Source organism: Pantoea sp. SM3640 (genome assembly GCF_015654165.1).
Lineage (GTDB): Bacteria > Pseudomonadota > Gammaproteobacteria > Enterobacterales > Enterobacteriaceae > Pantoea > Pantoea vagans.
In genome coordinates, this window is sequence record NZ_CP064872.1 from 3619510 (window position 1) to 3639483 (window position 19974).

A 19974-nucleotide genomic window follows, 5' to 3' on the forward strand; every position below is an offset into this window, starting at 1 on the left:
AGAGTAACAGATGAAAATTTTAGTAATCGGCAACGGCGGACGTGAACATGCTCTGGCCTGGAAAGCGGCCCAGTCACCACTGGCGGAAACCGTATTTGTCGCGCCGGGTAATGCGGGCACGGCATTAGAACCTGCGCTGCAGAATGTCGCAATCGGAGCCACCGACATCCCTGCTCTGCTTGAGTTTGCTCAGCGTGAAAAGATCGATCTGACGATTGTCGGACCGGAAGCGCCGCTGGTGATCGGCGTCGTAGATGCCTTCCGTGAAGCGGGGCTGGCTATCTTTGGTCCGACGCAGGCCGCGGCACAGCTGGAAGGCTCTAAAGCCTTTACCAAAGATTTCCTGGCGCGTCATCAGATCCCCAGCGCAGCGTATCAGAACTTTACCGACGTTGAGCCTGCTCTTGCGTATCTGCGTGAGAAAGGCGCGCCCATTGTTATCAAAGCCGACGGCCTGGCCGCAGGTAAAGGCGTCATTGTCGCGATGACGCTGCAGGAAGCTGAAGATGCGGTTCAGGATATGCTGGCCGGTAACGCCTTTGGCGATGCCGGACACCGTATTGTGATTGAAGAGTTTCTGGATGGCGAAGAAGCCAGCTTCATCGTGATGGTGGACGGCGAGAATGTGCTGCCTATGGCCACCAGCCAGGATCATAAACGTGTCGGCGATGGCGATACCGGTCCGAACACCGGTGGCATGGGCGCTTACTCGCCGGCACCGGTGGTCACCGATGAGATCCACCAGCGCGTGATGGATCAGGTTATCTGGCCGACCGTGCGTGGCATGGCCGCTGAAGGTAATGTCTACACCGGTTTTCTCTATGCCGGCCTGATGATCGATCACACCGGGCAGCCGAAAGTGATCGAATTCAACTGCCGCTTCGGCGATCCGGAAACGCAGCCGATCATGCTGCGCCTGCAGTCGGATCTGGTCGATCTTTGCCTGGCTGCCTGCGACGGCAAGCTGGATCAGAAAACGTCACAATGGGATCCCCGCCCTGCGCTGGGTGTGGTACTGGCGGCCGGCGGTTATCCGGGTGATTATGCTCAGGGCGATCAGATTCATGGGCTGCCACTGGAAGAAGTGGCTGACGGCAAGGTATTCCACGCCGGAACACGTCTGGAAGAGGATCGGGTACTGACGAACGGTGGCCGCGTGCTGTGCGTCACCGCGCTGGGTGACGATGTCGCTGCGGCACAAAAGCGGGCTTACGAGCTGACAAAGCCGATCTCATGGCAGGGCAGCTTCTGTCGCCGCGATATCGGCTATCGCGCTATTAATCGCAAATAAGCAAAGGGGGCACATGGTGCCCCCTCTTCAATTCACATATCGTCTTCTGTCGGCTGCTGTGAGCAGTCATCCTGCTGGCTGACCCGCAACAACTGTATCCCTTCAGGCGCTTCAAGCCATGACACCATCAGCGGTGCCGATGCGCTACGCTGCTGCTGTATCAGCATCTGCAGATCGTCAGCATCAAAAGCGGGTCTGGCCTGCCGGCCTTCACAACTCTCCAGCACATTATTTCCCAGCCAGTGCCCCTGTTTCAGAAACACCTGACCGCTTAACAGCGCATCGCTGAGGTTACGCATGCGCTGAGCATCAAACTTATAGAGTTCAATCGAATCCGGGCTGACCGCTTCACGCCGGCCTGCAAGCTGGCGCTGCATAAAGTTGAGACCACCGGCCTGGTCGAAGCGCAGGGTCACATCGTCAGGTTGCTTGCCCTTCACCTGTCGCTGAATGCTGATCAATGACTCTTCCAGCCAGACATAGTCAGTCACTTCACCTTCCCCGCCACTGAACGGCGTATAGAGGGTGCGAATATGAACCGACTGATGATCGCTATTTTTGCGCCAGATTCGCACAACACCACGATCGGCAAGATAGCCACTGGCAGAAAAGGGAGGAATATCCGGCGTCGAGCTACAGCCGAAAAGAAACAGAGAGAGAAACAGAACAGATAAACGCGGTAACAGCGAAGTCATGATGGCTGGCCTCTTAAAAACAAAAGGGGCGAAACGCCCCCTGTTTTAAAGCTTAACCGCAGTGCGACGTCTTACTTAACGGCGTCTTTCAGCGCTTTACCAGACACGAATGCCGGTACGTTTGCTGCAGCGATTTTGATCTCTTTGCCAGTCTGCGGGTTACGACCGGTACGCTCAGCGCGGTGGTTCACTTTAAAAGTACCAAAACCAACCAGTTGTACAGCATCACCATCTTTCAGAGACTCAGTGATCGCAGCCAGAGTAGATTCCAGCGCTGCCTTTGCCTGGGTTTTAGACAGGTCAGCTTTTTCTGCGATCACATCAATCAGTTGAGTCTTGTTCATAAGTTATCCTTAAAGTGTATTTATCGCTTGCTAAGCAACGAGTGCGAGGGAAAAGCCATATTCTGGCACTCTTCTGCCTGCACGCACCGATAGCCACAATTTTCAGCCCCCCAAATGTAGACCAGACAGGGGGCCAATGTGAAGCCTTCAGGCGCGCTAATTCGGGCCTGAAGTCACGTTTTATCGCCTTACTGCTGGAAATTTATACCGATGTTGCTAATTCCCGCTTCACGCAGGTCAGATCGCAGACCTTTAATCAATTCAAGGTCGCGCTCTTCACACTCCGCCAGCAGACGGAAAATCTCCCACTGGAGGTCCCACTCATCGATGATAGCCGGATTTTCACGCAGCTCTTCATCGGTCATTTCGCGTCCAGCCTGGGTCATCTCCAGCATAGCGACAGTGGTAATTGAGGTCTCGCTGACTTCAATAGCATGCTCAAGCGTTTCGCCGCTCAGCTGCGCATGGACGACTTCGCTTAATGCCACACAGGCATCGATAGCCGGATAAACGCCGTAAACCTCAAATGCATCGCCATCAGGAATGGCGGCTTCGAGTTTTTCCAGCTGGCTGTCGAAGTTAATCTTCGCATCTTTAACCGTCAGGTTTTCCCAGATCAGATCAAGAATCCGGCGATAGAGTGCCGGATCGGCAAATTCAGTCTGCTCGCAGAATGCGCGATAGTTGGGATACATGCGTTCGCACAGGCAGGCCATAAAAGTCAGGTGCTGCCAGCTTTCCAGCTTCGCCAGACGCAGATGCACGGGGTTCTGTAACATAATGGTGGCTCTTATTCGTTTCTCTGGCCGCAGTGTAACTGCAAAACCGCAGCACAAACAGTGTTAAAGCGCGTTTTGCCAGCGCTGGAAAGCGGTTCGGTTAGAGGCAACCGCATCGGCCCAGCGGGTGGGTTCCGGCAACCGGTAACCGCGCGTACAGTTTTCGACCCACTGCAGCGCCGTATCCAGGCTGACACGATGACCGGTGGCGACAAACAGCGGATTACAACGCAGCTTGCTGCGCCATACCCAACCTATCTGCTCACCTTTGTCGATCAGCGGCTGACGGCTGCCAGGCTGCGCATCCAGATCGTCAAAACGTCCGCAGAGACGACTTTTCGCAACGCCAATCGTGGGGACATCGACCAGCAGGCCAAAATGCGATGCGACGCCCAGCCGTCTTGGATGCGAAATACCGTGCCCATCCACAAACAGCAGATCAGGCTTTTGCTCCAGCATCTGCCAGGCAGCCATCAGAGCCGGATATTCACGGAAGGAGAGAAAGCCCGGAATATAGGGCATGGTGGTCTCAACGCGCGCGATGCGATGCTCCACCAGCGTTAACGAAGGATATTCCAGTATCACCATCGCCGCCCGCGTGATGGTGCCGTCCTGCTCAAATCCAACGTCTGCCCCGCCAATAAAGCGGGGAGGCAGCACGTCAAAGTCATCTTCACGCACCACGTCAGCGGCGCGTTGTAACTGCTCAGCGCGAAGTGCGGCAATGTCCATGATTACTCCTGATGCCAGGGACGTGATAAACGATGCACAGCGTCAACAAAAACACCGGCATTTTCGGGCGGAACATCCTGATGAATGCCATGCCCCAGATTAAAGACGTGACCAGTGCCTGAGCCAAAACGCTCCAGAATACCGGCCACCTCCTGTTCGATACGTTCAGGTGCCGCATAGAGCATAGAGGGATCCATGTTGCCCTGCAGCGCAACTTTGTCGCCTACGCGACGGCGCGCATCATCAATATCGGTGGTCCAGTCGAGACCCAGCGCATCACAACCGGTGGCTGCCATCGCTTCCAGCCACTGTCCACCGCCTTTGGTAAAGAGCGTCACCGGCACGCGGCGGCCGTCGTTTTCACGCAGCAGGCCATCGACAATCTTGTGCATGTAGTGCAGGGAGAATTCGCGATAGTCACGACCGGTCAGCACGCCGCCCCAGGTATCAAAGACCATGACGGACTGCGCACCGGCGCGGATCTGAGCGTTGAGATAGAGGATGACGCTGTCGGCCAGCTTATCCAGCATCGCGTGCAGCGTCGCCGGATCGGCATACATCATCTTCTTAATTTTGGTAAACGCCTTGCTGCTGCCGCCTTCCACCATGTAGGTGGCCAGCGTCCACGGACTGCCGGAGAAGCCAATCAGCGGCAGATCGCCATTCAGGTTTTTACGGATGGTGCGGACCGCATTCATCACATAGCCCAGCTCCATTTCAGGATCGGGCACCGGCAAACGCTCAACGTCGGCGCGACAGGTGACAGGGTTAGAGAAACGCGGGCCTTCGCCGGTTTCAAAGTAGAGACCCAGTCCCATCGCATCCGGAATGGTCAGGATGTCACTGAAGAGGATGGCGGCATCCAGCGGATAACGGCGCAGCGGCTGAAGGGTCACTTCACAGGCCAGCTCGGCGTTTTTACACAGCGACATAAAATCACCCGCCTGGGCGCGTGTCGCTTTGTACTCCGGCAAATAGCGCCCGGCTTGTCGCATCATCCATACCGGCGTGACATCGACCGGCTGACGTAGCAGGGCACGCAAATAACGATCGTTCTTCAGTTCACTCATCTCAACACTCTCTCAATAACAGGCGTGTAGTGTAGCACTTTCACGCTTCGGCGCGGCACAGGGCGACGGTATCTTCAATCAGGCGGCGTGCCACGGTGCCTGGCGGTGGCAGCAAAGGCAGCGCATCAAAACGGAACCAGGCGGCATCCAGCAGCTCTTTACCGTCGTGTTGCAGATCGCCACTGTCATATTCCGCCATAAAAGCGGTCATTAGCGATTGCGGGAAGGGCCACGGCTGGGAGGTCACGTAACGGACGTTTTTGACGCGGATATTGCTCTCTTCCATCACTTCCCGGGCAACGGCCTGCTCCAGCGTCTCGCCGACCTCCACAAAACCGGCCAGCACGGTGTAGACCTTGTTGCGATGGCGGGCATGATTCGCCAGCAGGATTTCATCGCCACGACGGATAGCCACAATGATGCAGGGCGCGATCTGCGGATAGTAACGCTCACGGCAATGGCTGCAGAGACAGGCAAATTCATGTTTGCTGTGGTGCATCTCATGGCCGCAATAGCCGCACCAGCGATGAGAACGGTAGAATTCCGCCAGCTGTACACCGCGACCCACCAGCTGAAACAGCTCCACATCCTGATCGATCAGCTGTCGCACGGAGAACATATCGGAAGAACGCGGCTCACAAATCAGCCAGACTTTTTCGCCCTGCCATTCACCAATGGTCCGGGCCTTACTGCCGGTTAAACCAAATTTTTCGGCGTTTCCGTGGGGTAAATCACCTTGTGGCAACCAAAGTTTCTGTTCATGGCTGACAATCCACCATCCAGCGTCTACGCTTGAGATTTCGCATTGCATTTATTTCGTCATCCTTAGCGTCAACCCGCACGCTGAAGCCCTGATGTTAAGTGTGTAGATAAACAACTATAACTCACATGGAGTTAGATATGCTTAACCAGTTAGACGTCCTGGCTGAACGCGTAGGTGGCAGTAATGAACTGGTCGATTCGTGGCTTGAAGCACGCCGCCAGCTACTGGTGACCTATTATCACCTGGTCGGTCTTAAACCTAAAAAAGAGGCGCTGACGCGTCTTGACGAGCAGGCGCTCGACAACTTCTGTCACGGCCTGGTCGACTATCTTTCTGCCGGTCACTTCAGTATCTATGAGCGCGTAATCAGCGAAATGAGTGGCGACAGCCCGATGATCGCTGCCGCGCAGATCTACCCTCCGCTGGAAGCGAATACTGAGCGTCTGATGCAGCTGTATGACGGTCACCTGCAGCAGGCGATTGACGATGAAAACTGCATGACCTTCCAGCAGGCACTCTCCGAAGTGGGCGAAGTGCTGGAATCACGCTTTACGCTGGAAGATAAGCTGATCCAGCTGGCCTGGGATAACCAGCTTGCTACGCCGCCAGTGGCGAATGACAGCCATATCGCGCGTCCGGCTTGATGGTTAACAACGGCAAAGGGCTTGAGATTATCCCGTAGCCCTTTTATGCTGAACAGGTTCTGAGGAGTACTCTCCAGAGAACCTTTGTTATTTTAGCGTTGAAATGTAAGGTTTTTACGCCCGGGTCTGTTATCAGACACCCGCGTAAAAACTGCTTCTTGTCGGAGTGCCCAGTTGGGCTGAGACCGTTAATTCGGGATCCGCGGAACCTGACCAGGTTAGAACCTGCGTAGGGAACAAGAGTAAAAATTCTCTGTATGCCAGCATGCCTGTGCTGTCTATACGGTTACTCCTTCCGAACTCCGGACAAGCATCGTTCCCCTTTAACAGGAAGATTGCTATGTCTGACCCAAAAATGACCCGTCGTGAACAACGTGCCCAGGCGCAGGAATTTATCGATTCCCTGCAAAGCGGCAGTGCTTTTCCCCAGTCCCGTCGCATCTGGATTACCGGCAGCCGGGAAGATATTCGCGTGCCGATGCGTGAAATCACCCTAAGCCCGACCCACATCGGCGGCACCAAAGAACAGCCTCTCTATGAGCAAAATGAAGCGGTGCCGGTCTATGACACGGCGGGTGCTTATGGTGATCCCGCGGCGCAGATCGATGTGCATCGTGGTCTGGAAAAGCTGCGCGCTCGCTGGATTGCTGAACGCGACGACAGTGAGCTTCTCGAACAGAACAGCTCGGGCTATACCCAGCAGCGGCTGGCTGACGAGGGGCTGGATCATCTGCGCTTCGATCACCTTCCGACACCGCGCCGCGCCCGTGCAGGCCGCCGTGTCACGCAACTGCACTATGCCCGTCAGGGCAGGATTACCCCGGAAATGGAGTTCATCGCCCTGCGGGAAAACATGGGCCGTGAGCGAATCCGCAGTGAGGTGCTGCTGCAACAGCATCCGGGACACAGTTTTGGCGCACATCTGCCCGCCGACATCACCCCCGAGTTTGTCCGTCAGGAGGTCGCTGCCGGACGCGCCATCATCCCTGCCAATATCAATCACCCGGAATCGGAGCCGATGATCATTGGTCGTAACTTCCTGGTTAAGGTCAACGCCAATATCGGTAACTCGGCAGTCACCTCTTCTATCGAGGAAGAAGTGGAAAAGCTGGTCTGGTCGACCCGCTGGGGTGCCGATACGGTGATGGATCTCTCTACCGGTCGCTATATTCATGAAACGCGAGAATGGATTTTGCGAAACAGCCCGGTGCCCATCGGTACCGTGCCGATCTATCAGGCGCTGGAAAAAGTGAATGGCGTGGCTGAGGCGCTGAACTGGGAAATATTCCGGGACACGCTGCTGGAGCAGGCGGAACAGGGCGTCGATTACTTCACTATCCACGCGGGCGTGCTGCTGCGTTATGTCCCGATGACGGCGAAACGTCTCACCGGGATCGTGTCGCGGGGGGGATCGATCATGGCCAAATGGTGCCTGTCGCATCATCAGGAGAGCTTCCTGTATGAGCACTTCCGGGAGATCTGTGAAATCTGCGCCGCTTACGATGTCTCCCTGTCGCTGGGCGATGGTCTGCGTCCGGGTTCGATTCAGGATGCCAACGATGAGGCGCAGTTTGCCGAACTGCGAACCCTGGGTGAACTGACGCGTATTGCCTGGGAGTATGACGTTCAGGTGATGATTGAAGGTCCGGGACATGTGCCGATGCATATGATCCGCCGTAATATGACCGAACAGCTCGACCTGTGCGATGAAGCCCCCTTCTACACGCTTGGCCCGCTGACCACTGACATCGCGCCCGGCTACGACCACTTCACCTCGGGTATCGGTGCCGCCATGATTGGCTGGTTTGGTTGCGCCATGCTGTGCTACGTCACGCCCAAAGAGCATCTGGGTCTGCCGAACAAAGAGGACGTGAAGCAGGGATTGATCACCTACAAAATCGCGGCGCATGCTGCCGATCTGGCGAAAGGCCACCCCGGTGCGCAGATCCGTGATAACGCCATGTCCAAAGCGCGCTTTGAATTCCGCTGGGAAGATCAGTTTAACCTGGCGCTGGATCCCCATACGGCAAGGGCGATGCATGATGAAACCCTGCCGCAGGAGTCGGGCAAGGTGGCCCATTTCTGCTCAATGTGCGGCCCCAAATTCTGCTCAATGAAAATTTCCCAGGAGGTGCGCGAGTTTGCGGCACGCCAGGATGCCCGTGCCGAGCCGGTTGAAGTTGGCATGGCGCAGATGTCAGATCGTTTCCGCAGCCGCGGCAGTGAGCTCTATCACCCTGCCGATGCCATTAAGGAGGAGTAAGGATGCCTGCATTTCCCGCTACCGCCCCGCGTCTGGGACTTTATCCGGTGGTTGATAGCCCCGAGTGGCTCGAACGCCTGCTGGAGATGGGCGTTCGCACGCTGCAGCTGCGTATCAAAGATCAGCCTGATGAGGCCGCCGAGCCCGCCATTGCTCAGGCAATTGCGTTGGGCAAACGCTACGACGCGCGTCTGTTTATCAATGATTACTGGCAGCTGGCGATTAAACATCATGCTTATGGCGTACATCTGGGTCAGGAGGATCTGGATGTCGCCGATCTTGCCCGCATTCATCAGGCCGGGTTACGACTGGGACTCTCTACCCACGACGATGCGGAACTGGATCGCGCTCTGGCAATCCAGCCCTCTTACATCGCACTTGGGCATATTTTCCCGACGCAGACCAAAGAGATGCCTTCTGCACCGCAGGGCATTGCACAGCTGAATCAACACCTGACACGTCTGTCGCATATTCCCACCGTGGCGATTGGCGGTATCTCGATTGCACGGGCACCTGAGGTGCTGGCCACCGGCGTCGGCAGCATTGCGGTGGTGAGTGCGATTACTCAGGCAGATGACTGGCGTGCCGCAACGCGCACGCTTCTGGCGCTGGCAGGACCAGGCGATTAAGCATTTATGGAACCTGCCGCGCATATTGGCTGCAAAATCGGTAACGCCAGCGTTCTTCCGGGAAAGCAGCGCGCAAAGTGGAATGTTGCCGCTGGCGTGCTGTGATCCAAAACCTTAACGTGGCATCCGTCAGGTTAAGGTTATCTGACCAGGGCCGGTTCCCTCCTCTTGCCGGCCCTGCTTCTTCTTTTCGCTATGCGGGCGTCGAGGTGGAAGTCTGCGTCTCATGCTGGCACGAGAGCATGGCACGTTCGACGGCCGCACCCACCAGCGCCAGCGCCTGTTCAGTCTGCTCGTTGATCGGCAGCCCGTAGTTTAAGCGCAGACAGTTACGATATTTACCCGACGCTGAAAACAGTGAGCCTACAGCAATCTGAATTTTTGACTCGCGCAGTTCCCGGTTAAGCCGGACCGCATCAAACGCTTCGGGGAGTTCAATCCACATCAGAAAGCCGCCCTGAGGACGGGAAACGCAGATACCGCAGGGAAAGTAGTGGCGTACCCAGCAGCTAAAGGTTTCATAGTTACGATGATAGATTTGCCGCATCCGGCGCAGATGGGGCTGATAATGTCCCTGGCGGATAAACTCAGAGACCGCATGCTGAGGCTGCGTCGCGGTTGAGCCTGTGACAATATATTTCATGTGCAGCACGCGATCGCGATAACGACCAGGTGCAACCCAGCCGACGCGCAGACCTGGCGCCAGCGTTTTGGAAAAGGAGCTGCACAGCAGAACCCGGCCATCGAGATCCAGCGCTTTAATTGTGGAGGGGCGCGGGTATTCCCAGGCTAACTCACCATAAACATCATCTTCAATCACGGCGGCATCAAACCGCTGCGCCAGCGCCAGCAATGCCCGCTTACGCTGTTCGGGCATGATGAATCCCAGCGGATTATTGCAGTTCGGCACCACGACCACCGCTTTGATCGGCCATTGATCAAAGGCCAGTTCCAGCGCTTCCAGACTGATGCCGGTGACCGCATCCGTCGGGATTTCAATGGCACGAATGCCAAAGCCGCGCAGGGTTTGCATGATGCCGTGAAACGACGGTGACTCAACAGCAATGATATCGCCCGGCTCACAGACCGCGCGTACGGCGACCGATAACGCTTCGTGGCAGCCAGTCGTAATGACAATGTCATCGGCCGTGAGCTGACAGCCGCTGTCTATCGCCAGCCGTGCAACCTGTTGCCGCAGCGCGAGCACACCATAAAGGTTGTCATAATTCAGCAGCGCCATGTCCTGCTTCTGCGCCTGGCGGCTGAAAGCTTTCCACAGCGGCTTAAGCGTCGGCTGGGTCAAATCGGGCATGCCACTGCCCAGCTGCAACACATCATCTTCCAGACGGCCGTTAATCAGTTCCAGCACCGCATCCCACTGTGTCACCTCAACCGGCCGCTGGGCGGGACGGGTCAGCGCAGGGATCGGCGGCGTTGCTTTGCGTGACGCCACAAAATAGCCGGAGCGCGACTGCGGTGTAATCATCTGCTTCTCTTCCAGCAGATGATAAGCCTGCTGCACGGTACTGATACTGACGCCATGCTCCGTACTCAGACTGCGTACTGAAGGCAGGCGCTCACCGCTGCGATATAAGCCTTGTTCGATACGCTGAGCCAGCAGCGTAGCCAGATGTTCATAGCGGGTCATTGTATCTCCACAGGCTCAGATGCTGAGCCGTAACCAGTACAGTTCCGTCTCTTTTTTACCATTCAGATCGTCATGACGGCAAACTGTATGTTAAATAAAAGTGATTTTTGCGTCTGTATCATACAGAGAAATCCACTGAAAATGGTCCTCAGACACTTCACTGAGGGCACTATCATGGGATATGACGAGAATCGCGCAGCTAAACCGTTTACAGGCACGCCTTACCACCTGGTTCGTTATCTGTGGCGCAGTTACAAACGCTGGCAACTGCGGCGTGAGACGCGCCTCATCCTGTCGAAGTTAAGCGACAGTCAGCTGAAAGATATTGGTATCAGCCGCAGTGACTGGAATGGCTGAATCTGAGACAAAAAAAACCCTGCCGAGGCAGGGTTTTTATCAGGCAAAGGACGATTAATCGTCTTTGTTGCCGCCGAGACCGGCGTTCAACAGTTCAGCCAGGCTGGCTGAGGCTTCATCCGCAGTCACCTGCGGTGCAACCGGAACTTCACCTGCCGCTTTGCGGCGCATACGATCCTGATGGTACGCATAACCGGTACCGGCCGGGATCAGACGACCCACGATCACGTTCTCTTTCAGGCCGCGCAGTTCGTCACGCTTGCCTGCTACTGCTGCTTCGGTCAGGACACGTGTGGTCTCCTGGAACGAGGCTGCAGAGATGAACGATTCGGTAGCCAGTGACGCTTTGGTAATACCCAGCAGGTCACGCATGAAGGTTGCGCCGACTTTTCCGTTCGCTTCCAGATCACGGTTAGAGATCTTGATGCGAGAGAATTCAGCCTGCTCACCTTCCAGGAAGTCTGCACTTCCTGCGCTCACGATGGTTGCTTTACGCAGCATCTGACGAACGATGACTTCGATGTGCTTATCGTTAATCTTAACGCCCTGCAGACGGTAAACTTCCTGCACTTCGTTAGTGATGTAACGGGTCACCGCATGCACGCCACGCAAGCGCAGGATGTCATGTGGAGACTCTGGGCCATCGGAAACCACGTCACCGCGCTCAACACGTTCACCTTCGAACACGTTCAGCTGACGCCATTTCGGAATCATCTCTTCGTATGGCTCACTGCCATCCAGCGGAGTAATGACCAGACGACGCTTACCTTTGGTCTCTTTACCGAAGGAGATGATGCCGCTGATCTCCGCCAGAATAGCTGGCTCTTTCGGACGACGCGCTTCGAACAGGTCAGCAACGCGTGGCAGACCACCGGTAATATCCTTGGTACCGCCAGATTCCTGCGGAACACGCGCTAACGTGTCACCAGCACTGATCTTAACGCCATCTTCCAGCTGAACAATCGCTTTACCTGGCAGGAAGTACTGAGCCGGCATATCGGTGCCTGGGATCAGAACGTCGTTGCCGTTGGCATCAACAATTTTCAGCGCAGGACGCAGATCTTTACCGCCTGCAGTACGTTCAGCACTGTCCAGAACCACCAGCGAAGACAGACCGGTTAAGTCATCTGTCTGACGGGTAATCGTCTGGCCATCAACCATATCCGTGAAGCGAATGAAACCGCCCACTTCGGTGATGACTGGCATGGTATGCGGATCCCAGTTTGCGACGGTTTCGCCCGCTGCAACCTGCTCACCATCACCTTTCGCCATGGTAGAACCGTAAGGAACTTTATAGCTCTCTTTGGTACGACCAAATTCGTCGATCATTTTCAGTTCAACGTTACGCGAGGTGATCACCAGCTTGCCTGCCGAGTTCGTTACCGACTTGGCGTTGGTCAGCTTGATGGTACCTTTGTTCTTCACCTGAATGCTGGATTCAGCAGCCGCACGTGATGCCGCACCACCGATGTGGAACGTACGCATCGTCAGCTGTGTACCTGGCTCACCGATGGACTGTGCCGCGATAACACCGATCGCTTCACCTTTATTGATGATGTGACCACGTGCCAGGTCGCGACCGTAGCAATGCGCACACACACCAAAGTCGGTTTCACAACCTACTACCGAGCGGACTTTCAGGCTGTCGACTGAGTTCAGTTCCAGCACGTCACACCAGTGCTCATCGAGCAGCGTGTTGCGTGGGACCAGAATATCAGCAGTACCCGGCTTCAGAACGTCTTCAGCAGTCACACGACCCAGTACACGTTCACGCAGTGGCTCTTTAACGTCGCCACCTTCGATGACAGGCGTCATCATGATGCCTTCGTGTGTACCACAGTCATCTTCGGTAACCACCAGATCCTGGGCAACGTCAACCAGACGACGCGTCAGATAACCGGAGTTCGCTGTTTTCAGTGCGGTATCCGCAAGACCTTTACGTGCACCGTGGGTTGAGATGAAGTACTGGAGTACGTTCAACCCTTCACGGAAGTTCGCCGTGATTGGTGTTTCGATGATGGAGCCATCTGGCTTCGCCATCAGACCACGCATACCGGCCAGCTGACGAATCTGTGCAGCAGAACCACGCGCACCGGAGTCAGCCATCATAAAGATGCTGTTGAAGGAAACCTGGCGCTCTTCTTCGCCGTCACGGTTAATGACGACTTCGGTAGAGAGGTTTTCCATCATCGCCTTGGCAACACGTTCGTTGGCTGCAGCCCAGATATCGATGACTTTGTTATAACGTTCGCCTGCGGTTACCAGACCAGACTGGAACTGCTCCTGGATCTCAGCCACTTCCGCTTCCGCTTCAGTGATGATTTCCACTTTCTTCTCTGGAATAACCATGTCGTCGATGCCGACTGACGCGCCTGAACGGGCAGCATAAGCGAAACCGGTGTACATGGTCTGGTCAGCAAAGATAACGGTCGGCTTCAGGCCCAGAATGCGGTAACAGGTGTTCAGCATTTTGGAGATAGCTTTTTTGCCCAGCGCCTGGTTAACGATGGAGAAAGGCAGACCTTTTGGCACGATCATCCACAGGATGGCACGGCCAATCGTGGTATCGATGATGCTGGTTTTAGCAACCCACTCATCCTGCTCATTCTTCTCGTGTTCGGTGATACGCACCTTAACGCGAGCATGCAGAGAGGCGAGGCCGGCGCGATAAATACGCTCAGCTTCTTTCGGGCCAGTCAGCACCATGCCTTCGCCTTTGGCGTTAACACAGTCACGGGTCATGTAATACAGACCCAGTACAACGTCCTGAGAAGGAACGATGATTGGCTCGCCGTTCGCAGGTGACAGGATGTTGTTGGTCGACATCATCAGTGCACGCGCTTCCAGCTGGGCTTCCAGCGTCAGCGGTACGTGAACAGCCATCTGGTCACCATCGAAGTCGGCGTTATAAGCCGCACAAACCAGCGGGTGCAGCTGGATCGCTTTACCTTCGATCAGAACCGGTTCAAAGGCCTGAATACCCAGACGGTGCAGCGTAGGCGCACGGTTCAGCAGAACCGGGTGCTCACGGATCACTTCGTCGAGGATATCCCAGACAACCGCTTCTTCGCGCTCAACCATTTTCTTCGCGGCTTTGATGGTGGTGGCCAGGCCACGCAGTTCCAGCTTGCCGTAAATAAACGGTTTGAACAGTTCGAGTGCCATTTTCTTCGGCAGACCGCACTGATGCAGACGCAGGTATGGACCAACGGTGATAACCGAACGACCAGAATAGTCGACACGTTTACCCAGCAGGTTCTGACGGAAACGACCCTGCTTACCTTTGATCATGTCAGCCAGCGATTTCAGCGGACGCTTGTTAGAACCGGTGATCGCACGACCGCGACGACCGTTGTCCAGCAGTGCATCGACCGCTTCCTGCAACATACGCTTTTCGTTGCGCACGATGATGTCTGGCGCAGCCAGATCCAGCAGGCGCTTCAGACGGTTGTTACGGTTGATCACGCGACGATACAGATCGTTCAGATCCGACGTAGCGAAACGACCACCATCCAGCGGTACCAGCGGACGCAGATCCGGTGGCAGAACAGGCAGCACGGTCAGGATCATCCACTCTGGCTTGTTGCCAGACTGGACGAACGCTTCCAGCAGCTTGATGCGCTTGGTCAGTTTTTTACGTTTGGTTTCGGAGTTAGTTTCGTTCAGCTCTTCACGCAGCTGCTCGCACTCCTGCTCCAGATCCATGTTTTTCAACAGGGCCTGGATCGCTTCGGCGCCCATTTTGGCGTCGAACTCGTCACCGAACTCTTCCAGAGCGTCAAGGTACTGCTCTTCAGTCAGGATCTGACGCTTCTCGAGGTTGGTCATGCCACCTTCGATTACCACGTAAGATTCAAAGTAGAGCACGCGCTCGATGTCACGCAGTGGCATATCCAGCAGTAAGCCGATACGCGATGGCAGTGACTTCAGGAACCAGATGTGCGCAGTCGGCGACGCCAGTTCAATGTGGCCCATACGCTCACGGCGTACTTTAGTCTGGGTCACTTCAACGCCGCACTTCTCACAAATCACACCACGGTGTTTGAGGCGCTTATACTTGCCGCACAGGCACTCATAGTCTTTTACCGGCCCGAAGATACGGGCACAGAACAGACCATCGCGCTCTGGCTTAAAAGTACGGTAGTTAATGGTTTCTGGCTTTTTCACTTCACCAAAAGACCAGGAACGGATCATGTCTGGCGAAGCCAGCGCAATTTTGATCGCATCAAACTCTTCGGTCTTAGTTTGCGCTTTCAGAAACTTAAGTAAGTCTTTCACGGATTAGCTCCCGTCGGAGTGAGACTCAGGGGGCGTCCAACCGAAATTGAACGCCCCGTAACCAGTACAATTGCGAGCGCTTTAAACCCTGCGCTTTCAGGCGGCGGCAAGCCGCAGCCTGAAAAGGGGTTACTCGTCTTCCAGCTCGATGTTGATACCCAGCGAGCGAATCTCTTTCAACAGTACGTTGAAGGATTCCGGCATGCCCGGTTCCATCTGATGGTTACCGTCAACGATGTTTTTATACATCTTGGTACGGCCGTTGACGTCATCAGACTTAACGGTAAGCATTTCCTGCAGGGTATACGCGGCACCATATGCTTCCAGTGCCCATACTTCCATCTCACCAAAGCGCTGACCACCGAACTGCGCCTTACCACCCAGCGGCTGCTGAGTAACCAGGCTATAGGAACCGGTAGAACGTGCATGCATCTTGTCATCAACCAGGTGGTTAAGTTTCAGCATGTACATGTAGCCAACGGTTACCTGACGTTCGAACTGCTCACCGGTACGGCCGTCAAACAGGGTAATCTGACCGGAAGAAGGCAGGCCGCCGAGCTGCAGCAGCTCTTTGATCTCGCTCTCTTTCGCGCCATCAAACACCGGCGTGGCGATTGGCATACCTTTCTTCAGGTTCTCAGCCAGACGCAGTACTTCGTCATCAGAGAAGGTGTTCAGATCAACACGCTGACGCAGATCGGTACCCAGGTCATAGGCGCGCTGGATGAATTCGCGCAGTTTCGCGACTTCTTCCTGCTTCTTCAGCATGGCGTTGATTTTCTCGCCGATACCTTTCGCTGCCATACCCAGGTGCGTTTCCAGAATCTGACCGATGTTCATACGCGATGGTACGCCCAGCGGGTTCAGAACGATGTCAACCGGCGTGCCGTTTTCATCGTAAGGCATATCTTCGATCGGGTTGATCTTGGAGATAACACCTTTGTTACCGTGACGGCCTGCCATTTTGTCACCCGGCTGAATCTGACGCTTAACAGCCAGATAAACCTTAACGATTTTCAGCACGCCTGGTGCCAGATCATCGCCCTGGGTGATCTTACGACGCTTACCTTCGAGTTTTTTCTCAAACTCGTGCTTCAGTTCGTCGTACTGCTCTGCCAGCTGCTCCAGCTGGTTTTGCTTGGCTTCGTCAGTCAGACCCAGTTCCAGCCAGCGCTCGCGCGGCAGCTTGTCCAGTTTGTCTGCTTCAACGCCACCCGAAATCAGTACGTTCTGGATACGGCTGAACAGGCCCGCTTCCAGGATCTGCAGTTCTTCAGACAGGTCTTTTTTGGCCTGCTTCAGCTGCATCTCTTCGATTTCAAGCGCACGTTTGTCTTTTTCCACGCCATCGCGGGTAAAGACCTGAACGTCGATCACAGTACCTGACACGCCATTCGGCACGCGCAGTGACGAATCTTTCACGTCAGAGGCTTTTTCACCGAAGATAGCGCGCAGCAGTTTTTCTTCTGGCGTCAGCTGGGTTTCACCTTTAGGCGTTACCTTACCAACCAGAATGTCGCCACCGGTCACTTCAGCACCGATGTAGACGATGCCTGACTCATCCAGTTTAGAGAGTGCAGCTTCACCCACGTTCGGGATATCAGCAGTGATCTCTTCCGGCCCTAGTTTGGTGTCACGCGACACGCAAGCCAGTTCCTGAATGTGGATAGTCGTAAAGCGATCTTCCTGAACCACGCGCTCGGAGACCAGGATGGAGTCTTCGAAGTTGTAGCCGTTCCACGGCATGAACGCCACGCGCATGTTCTGGCCGAGAGCCAGTTCACCCAGATCGGTGGACGGGCCATCTGCCAGCACGTCGCCGCGCTCAACCGGCTCACCCAGAGAAACACATGGCATCTGGTTGATGCAGGTGTTCTGGTTAGAACGGGTATATTTGGTCAGGTTGTAAATGTCGATACCGGCTTCGCCAGCATGCATTTCGTCTTCGTTAACTTTGATAACGATACGTGATGCGTCAACGTACTGTACGGTACCGCCACGTTTCGCCACGGCTGTTACACCGGAGTCAACGGCAACAGCACGTTCCATACCGGTACCAACCAGCGGCTTATCAGCACGCAGAGTCGGAACGGCCTGACGTTGCATGTTCGCACCCATCAGGGCGCGGTTGGCGTCATCGTGTTCCAGGAACGGGATCAGGGATGCACCGACAGAAACCACCTGCTGCGTGGAAACGTCCATGTAGTCAACCTGATCGCGGCTGAACAGACTCGATTCGCCTTTGCTACGGCAGGTGACCAGGTCATCAACAAACGCGCCGTTGTCATCCAGAGGGGCGTTCGCCTGAGCGATAACGTAGTTACCCTCTTCGATAGCAGAGAGGTAGTGAATCTCGTCAGAAACCAGACCGTCGATAACACGGCGATAAGGTGTTTCAAGGAAACCGTACTCATTGGTCTGTGCATAGACAGACAAGGAGTTGATCAGACCGATGTTCGGACCTTCAGGGGTTTCGATTGGGCAGACACGACCGTAGTGCGTTGGGTGTACGTCACGCACTTCGAAGCCGGCACGCTCACGCGTCAAACCACCCGGGCCGAGAGCAGAGATACGACGTTTGTGCGTAATCTCTGACAGCGGGTTGTTCTGATCCATAAACTGAGAAAGCTGGCTTGAACCAAAGAACTCTTTCACCGCAGCCGAAATAGGCTTCGCGTTGATCATGTCCTGTGGCATCAGCGTATCAAGGTCGCCCAGAGACAGACGCTCTTTAACCGCACGCTCAACACGGACCAGACCAACACGGAACTGGTTCTCAGCCATTTCACCCACTGAACGAATACGACGGTTACCGAGGTGGTCGATATCGTCCACTTCGCCTTTACCGTTACGGATGTCGATCAGTTTCTTCATCACTTCGATGATGTCATCTTTGCTCAGGATGCCTGAACCTTCGATTTCATCACGCAGCAATGAGCGGTTGAACTTCATACGACCGACCGCAGAAAGATCGTAACGATCTTCTGAGAAGAACAGGTTCTCAAACAGGTTCTCTGCAGCTTCGCGTGTTGGCGGCTCACCAGGACGCATCATGCGATATATCTCAACCAGTGCGCTCAGGCGATCGCTGGTTGGGTCGACACGCAGGGTCTCGGACATATATGGACCGTGGTCCAGATCGTTGGTGAACAGCGTTTCGATGCGCTTGTGACCGGACTGGCTCAGTTTAGCCAGCAGATCCAGTGACAGTTCCATGTTCGCTGCAACAATCAGCTCACCGGTGCTCTCATCGATGTAATCTTTAGCGACCACTTTGCCCGCGATATATTCAACCGGGACTTCGATGTGCTGAATGCCATCTTTTTCCAGCTGACGAATATGGCGCGCAGTAATGCGGCGACCTTTTTCGACGTAGACGGTGCCGTTCGCTTCGATATCGAAGGTAGCGGTTTCACCGCGCAGGCGCTCAGGCACCAGCTCCATCTGCAGCTTGTTGTCACGGATTTCAAACACCACTTTCTCGAAGAAGATATCGAGGATCTGAGGTGTAGTGAACTGTAACGCGCGCAGGATGATAGTGGCCGGCAGCTTACGACGACGGTCAATACGGACAAACAGGTTATCTTTCGGGTCAAACTCAAAGTCGAGCCATGAACCGCGGTAAGGGATGATACGTGCGTTGTACAGCACTTTACCCGATGAGTGGGTTTTACCCTTATCGCTATCAAAGAACACGCCGGGACTACGGTGCAGCTGAGAAACGATAACGCGCTCGGTACCATTGATAACAAAGGTACCGTTGTCGGTCATGAGCGGAATCTCGCCCATGTAGACTTCTTGTTCTTTAATGTCTTTTACGGTGCCTTCTGGCGCTTCGCGCTCATAGATCACCAGACGCAGTTTCACGCGCAGCGGTGCCGAATAGGTCACGCCACGGATCTGACACTCTTTCACGTCAAAGACAGGTTCACCCAGGCGGTAGCTGACATACTGCAACTCAGAGTTGCCGCTGTAGCTCGCAATAGGGAATACAGAGCGGAATGCAGCTTCCAGTCCGTACTGACCTTCTGGATCTTGCTCGATAAACTTCTGGAACGAGTCGAGCTGGATGGAAAGGAGATAAGGTATGTCCAGTACTTGCGGACGTTTACCAAAATCCTTACGAATACGTTTTTTCTCGGTATAGGAGTAAACCATAGGGTTCCTCAGCTAGCTGACAAGTCGACCCACGCTGTCCGTCCTGACAGGACAGTTCATGCAACACGATTTTGTTTGATTCACTGGCTGCGCGGCAGCAGTGCAATACCTCTTTCTATCACGCTTAAATCATTTCATCGCTTTTGTGAAGGCAGGGAACCCGCACAGGAAAGCGGTATATTAAGTCGTCGATAGAGAAAGATATTGAAGAGCAACAATGGACAAACAGTGTGAAACCCCATTGAGACCCTGTAGCGCAAAAAGGCTGGTGACCAAAAAGTCACCAGCCATCAGTCTGAAACTACTCAGACTGCAACCCGAAG

The 19974-nt window shown here is 54.9% G+C and carries 14 protein-coding genes and 1 riboswitch; of the genes, 5 read left to right on the forward strand and 9 right to left on the reverse strand.

Annotation, left to right across the window (positions count from 1 at the left end; translation table 11 throughout):
* Positions 1-10 precede the first annotated feature (10 nt).
* Positions 11-1291, forward strand: a complete 1281-nt coding sequence (purD, locus tag IV493_RS16785) for a phosphoribosylamine--glycine ligase (protein ID WP_013359746.1) — start codon at positions 11-13, stop codon at positions 1289-1291.
* A 32-nt stretch (positions 1292-1323) separates the two neighbouring features.
* On the opposite strand, the gene IV493_RS16790 is transcribed toward purD, so the two are convergent.
* The 6 genes from IV493_RS16790 to nudC all read right to left on the reverse strand — a co-directional run bounded on the left by IV493_RS16790 (position 1324) and on the right by nudC (position 5722).
* Complete coding sequence (locus tag IV493_RS16790; protein WP_195857474.1) at positions 1324-1986, reverse strand: DUF1481 domain-containing protein; 663 nt, start codon at positions 1984-1986, stop codon at positions 1324-1326.
* 71 nt (positions 1987-2057) lie between these two features.
* Complete coding sequence (gene hupA, locus IV493_RS16795) at positions 2058-2330, reverse strand: nucleoid-associated protein HU-alpha (protein ID WP_003850136.1); 273 nt, start codon at positions 2328-2330, stop codon at positions 2058-2060.
* 188 nt (positions 2331-2518) lie between these two features.
* Positions 2519-3109 (reverse strand): YjaG family protein, encoded by a 591-nt coding sequence (locus IV493_RS16800; protein ID WP_013359744.1) that lies wholly within the window; start codon positions 3107-3109, stop codon positions 2519-2521.
* 63 nt (positions 3110-3172) lie between these two features.
* Positions 3173-3841, reverse strand: a complete 669-nt coding sequence (gene nfi / locus IV493_RS16805) for a deoxyribonuclease V (protein WP_013359743.1) — start codon at positions 3839-3841, stop codon at positions 3173-3175.
* 2 nt (positions 3842-3843) lie between these two features.
* Positions 3844-4911, reverse strand: a complete 1068-nt coding sequence (gene hemE, locus IV493_RS16810; RefSeq protein WP_013359742.1) for a uroporphyrinogen decarboxylase — start codon at positions 4909-4911, stop codon at positions 3844-3846.
* Positions 4912-4951: 40 nt separating this feature from the next.
* On the reverse strand, positions 4952-5722 hold the full coding sequence (gene nudC, locus IV493_RS16815; RefSeq protein WP_013359741.1) for an NAD(+) diphosphatase: 771 nt from the start codon (positions 5720-5722) through the stop codon (positions 4952-4954).
* 89 nt (positions 5723-5811) lie between these two features.
* Here nudC and IV493_RS16820 point away from each other — a divergent pair, with 89 nt between their 5' ends.
* From IV493_RS16820 to thiE, 3 genes are all read left to right on the forward strand, one after another.
* Positions 5812-6318: an Rsd/AlgQ family anti-sigma factor gene (locus IV493_RS16820; protein ID WP_013359740.1), complete on the forward strand. Its 507-nt coding sequence runs from the start codon at positions 5812-5814 to the stop codon at positions 6316-6318.
* A gap of 152 nt (positions 6319-6470) precedes the next feature.
* Positions 6471-6571: riboswitch (TPP riboswitch) on the forward strand.
* An 87-nt stretch (positions 6572-6658) separates the two neighbouring features.
* Positions 6659-8581 (forward strand): phosphomethylpyrimidine synthase ThiC, encoded by a 1923-nt coding sequence (gene thiC, locus IV493_RS16825; RefSeq protein ID WP_304622257.1) that lies wholly within the window; start codon positions 6659-6661, stop codon positions 8579-8581.
* 2 nt (positions 8582-8583) lie between these two features.
* On the forward strand, positions 8584-9210 hold the full coding sequence (gene thiE / locus IV493_RS16830; protein WP_147790105.1) for a thiamine phosphate synthase: 627 nt from the start codon (positions 8584-8586) through the stop codon (positions 9208-9210).
* A gap of 193 nt (positions 9211-9403) precedes the next feature.
* Here thiE and IV493_RS16835 read toward each other — a convergent pair whose 3' ends face one another.
* Positions 9404-10858, reverse strand: a complete 1455-nt coding sequence (locus IV493_RS16835) for a PLP-dependent aminotransferase family protein (protein ID WP_107319232.1) — start codon at positions 10856-10858, stop codon at positions 9404-9406.
* Positions 10859-11032: 174 nt separating this feature from the next.
* Here IV493_RS16835 and IV493_RS16840 point away from each other — a divergent pair, with 174 nt between their 5' ends.
* Entirely contained in the window at positions 11033-11215 is a 183-nt protein-coding gene (locus tag IV493_RS16840) for a DUF1127 domain-containing protein (protein ID WP_033734941.1), read from the forward strand.
* Positions 11216-11269: 54 nt separating this feature from the next.
* On the opposite strand, the gene rpoC is transcribed toward IV493_RS16840, so the two are convergent.
* Both rpoC and rpoB read right to left on the reverse strand, forming a co-directional pair.
* Positions 11270-15493: a DNA-directed RNA polymerase subunit beta' gene (rpoC, locus tag IV493_RS16845; protein WP_013359734.1), complete on the reverse strand. Its 4224-nt coding sequence runs from the start codon at positions 15491-15493 to the stop codon at positions 11270-11272.
* Positions 15494-15622: 129 nt separating this feature from the next.
* Positions 15623-19651: a DNA-directed RNA polymerase subunit beta gene (rpoB, locus tag IV493_RS16850; protein WP_013359733.1), complete on the reverse strand. Its 4029-nt coding sequence runs from the start codon at positions 19649-19651 to the stop codon at positions 15623-15625.
* Positions 19652-19974 lie beyond the last annotated feature (323 nt).

Excerpts from the sequence above, each read along its gene's own strand:
- nudC (WP_013359741.1), bottom strand. The coding sequence starts at position 5,722 with ATGCAATGCGAAATCTCAAGCGTAGACGCTGGATGGTGGATTGTCAGC.
- hemE (WP_013359742.1), bottom strand. The coding sequence starts at position 4,911 with ATGAGTGAACTGAAGAACGATCGTTATTTGCGTGCCCTGCTACGTCAG.
- IV493_RS16840 (WP_033734941.1), top strand. The coding sequence starts at position 11,033 with ATGGGATATGACGAGAATCGCGCAGCTAAACCGTTTACAGGCACGCCT.
- thiE (WP_147790105.1), top strand. The coding sequence starts at position 8,584 with ATGCCTGCATTTCCCGCTACCGCCCCGCGTCTGGGACTTTATCCGGTG.
- nfi (WP_013359743.1), bottom strand. The coding sequence starts at position 3,841 with ATGGACATTGCCGCACTTCGCGCTGAGCAGTTACAACGCGCCGCTGAC.
- IV493_RS16820 (WP_013359740.1), top strand. The coding sequence starts at position 5,812 with ATGCTTAACCAGTTAGACGTCCTGGCTGAACGCGTAGGTGGCAGTAAT.
- IV493_RS16800 (WP_013359744.1), bottom strand. The coding sequence starts at position 3,109 with ATGTTACAGAACCCCGTGCATCTGCGTCTGGCGAAGCTGGAAAGCTGG.
- purD (WP_013359746.1), top strand. The coding sequence starts at position 11 with ATGAAAATTTTAGTAATCGGCAACGGCGGACGTGAACATGCTCTGGCC.
- rpoB (WP_013359733.1), bottom strand. The coding sequence starts at position 19,651 with ATGGTTTACTCCTATACCGAGAAAAAACGTATTCGTAAGGATTTTGGT.
- IV493_RS16790 (WP_195857474.1), bottom strand. The coding sequence starts at position 1,986 with ATGACTTCGCTGTTACCGCGTTTATCTGTTCTGTTTCTCTCTCTGTTT.
- IV493_RS16835 (WP_107319232.1), bottom strand. The coding sequence starts at position 10,858 with ATGACCCGCTATGAACATCTGGCTACGCTGCTGGCTCAGCGTATCGAA.
- hupA (WP_003850136.1), bottom strand. The coding sequence starts at position 2,330 with ATGAACAAGACTCAACTGATTGATGTGATCGCAGAAAAAGCTGACCTG.
- thiC (WP_304622257.1), top strand. The coding sequence starts at position 6,659 with ATGTCTGACCCAAAAATGACCCGTCGTGAACAACGTGCCCAGGCGCAG.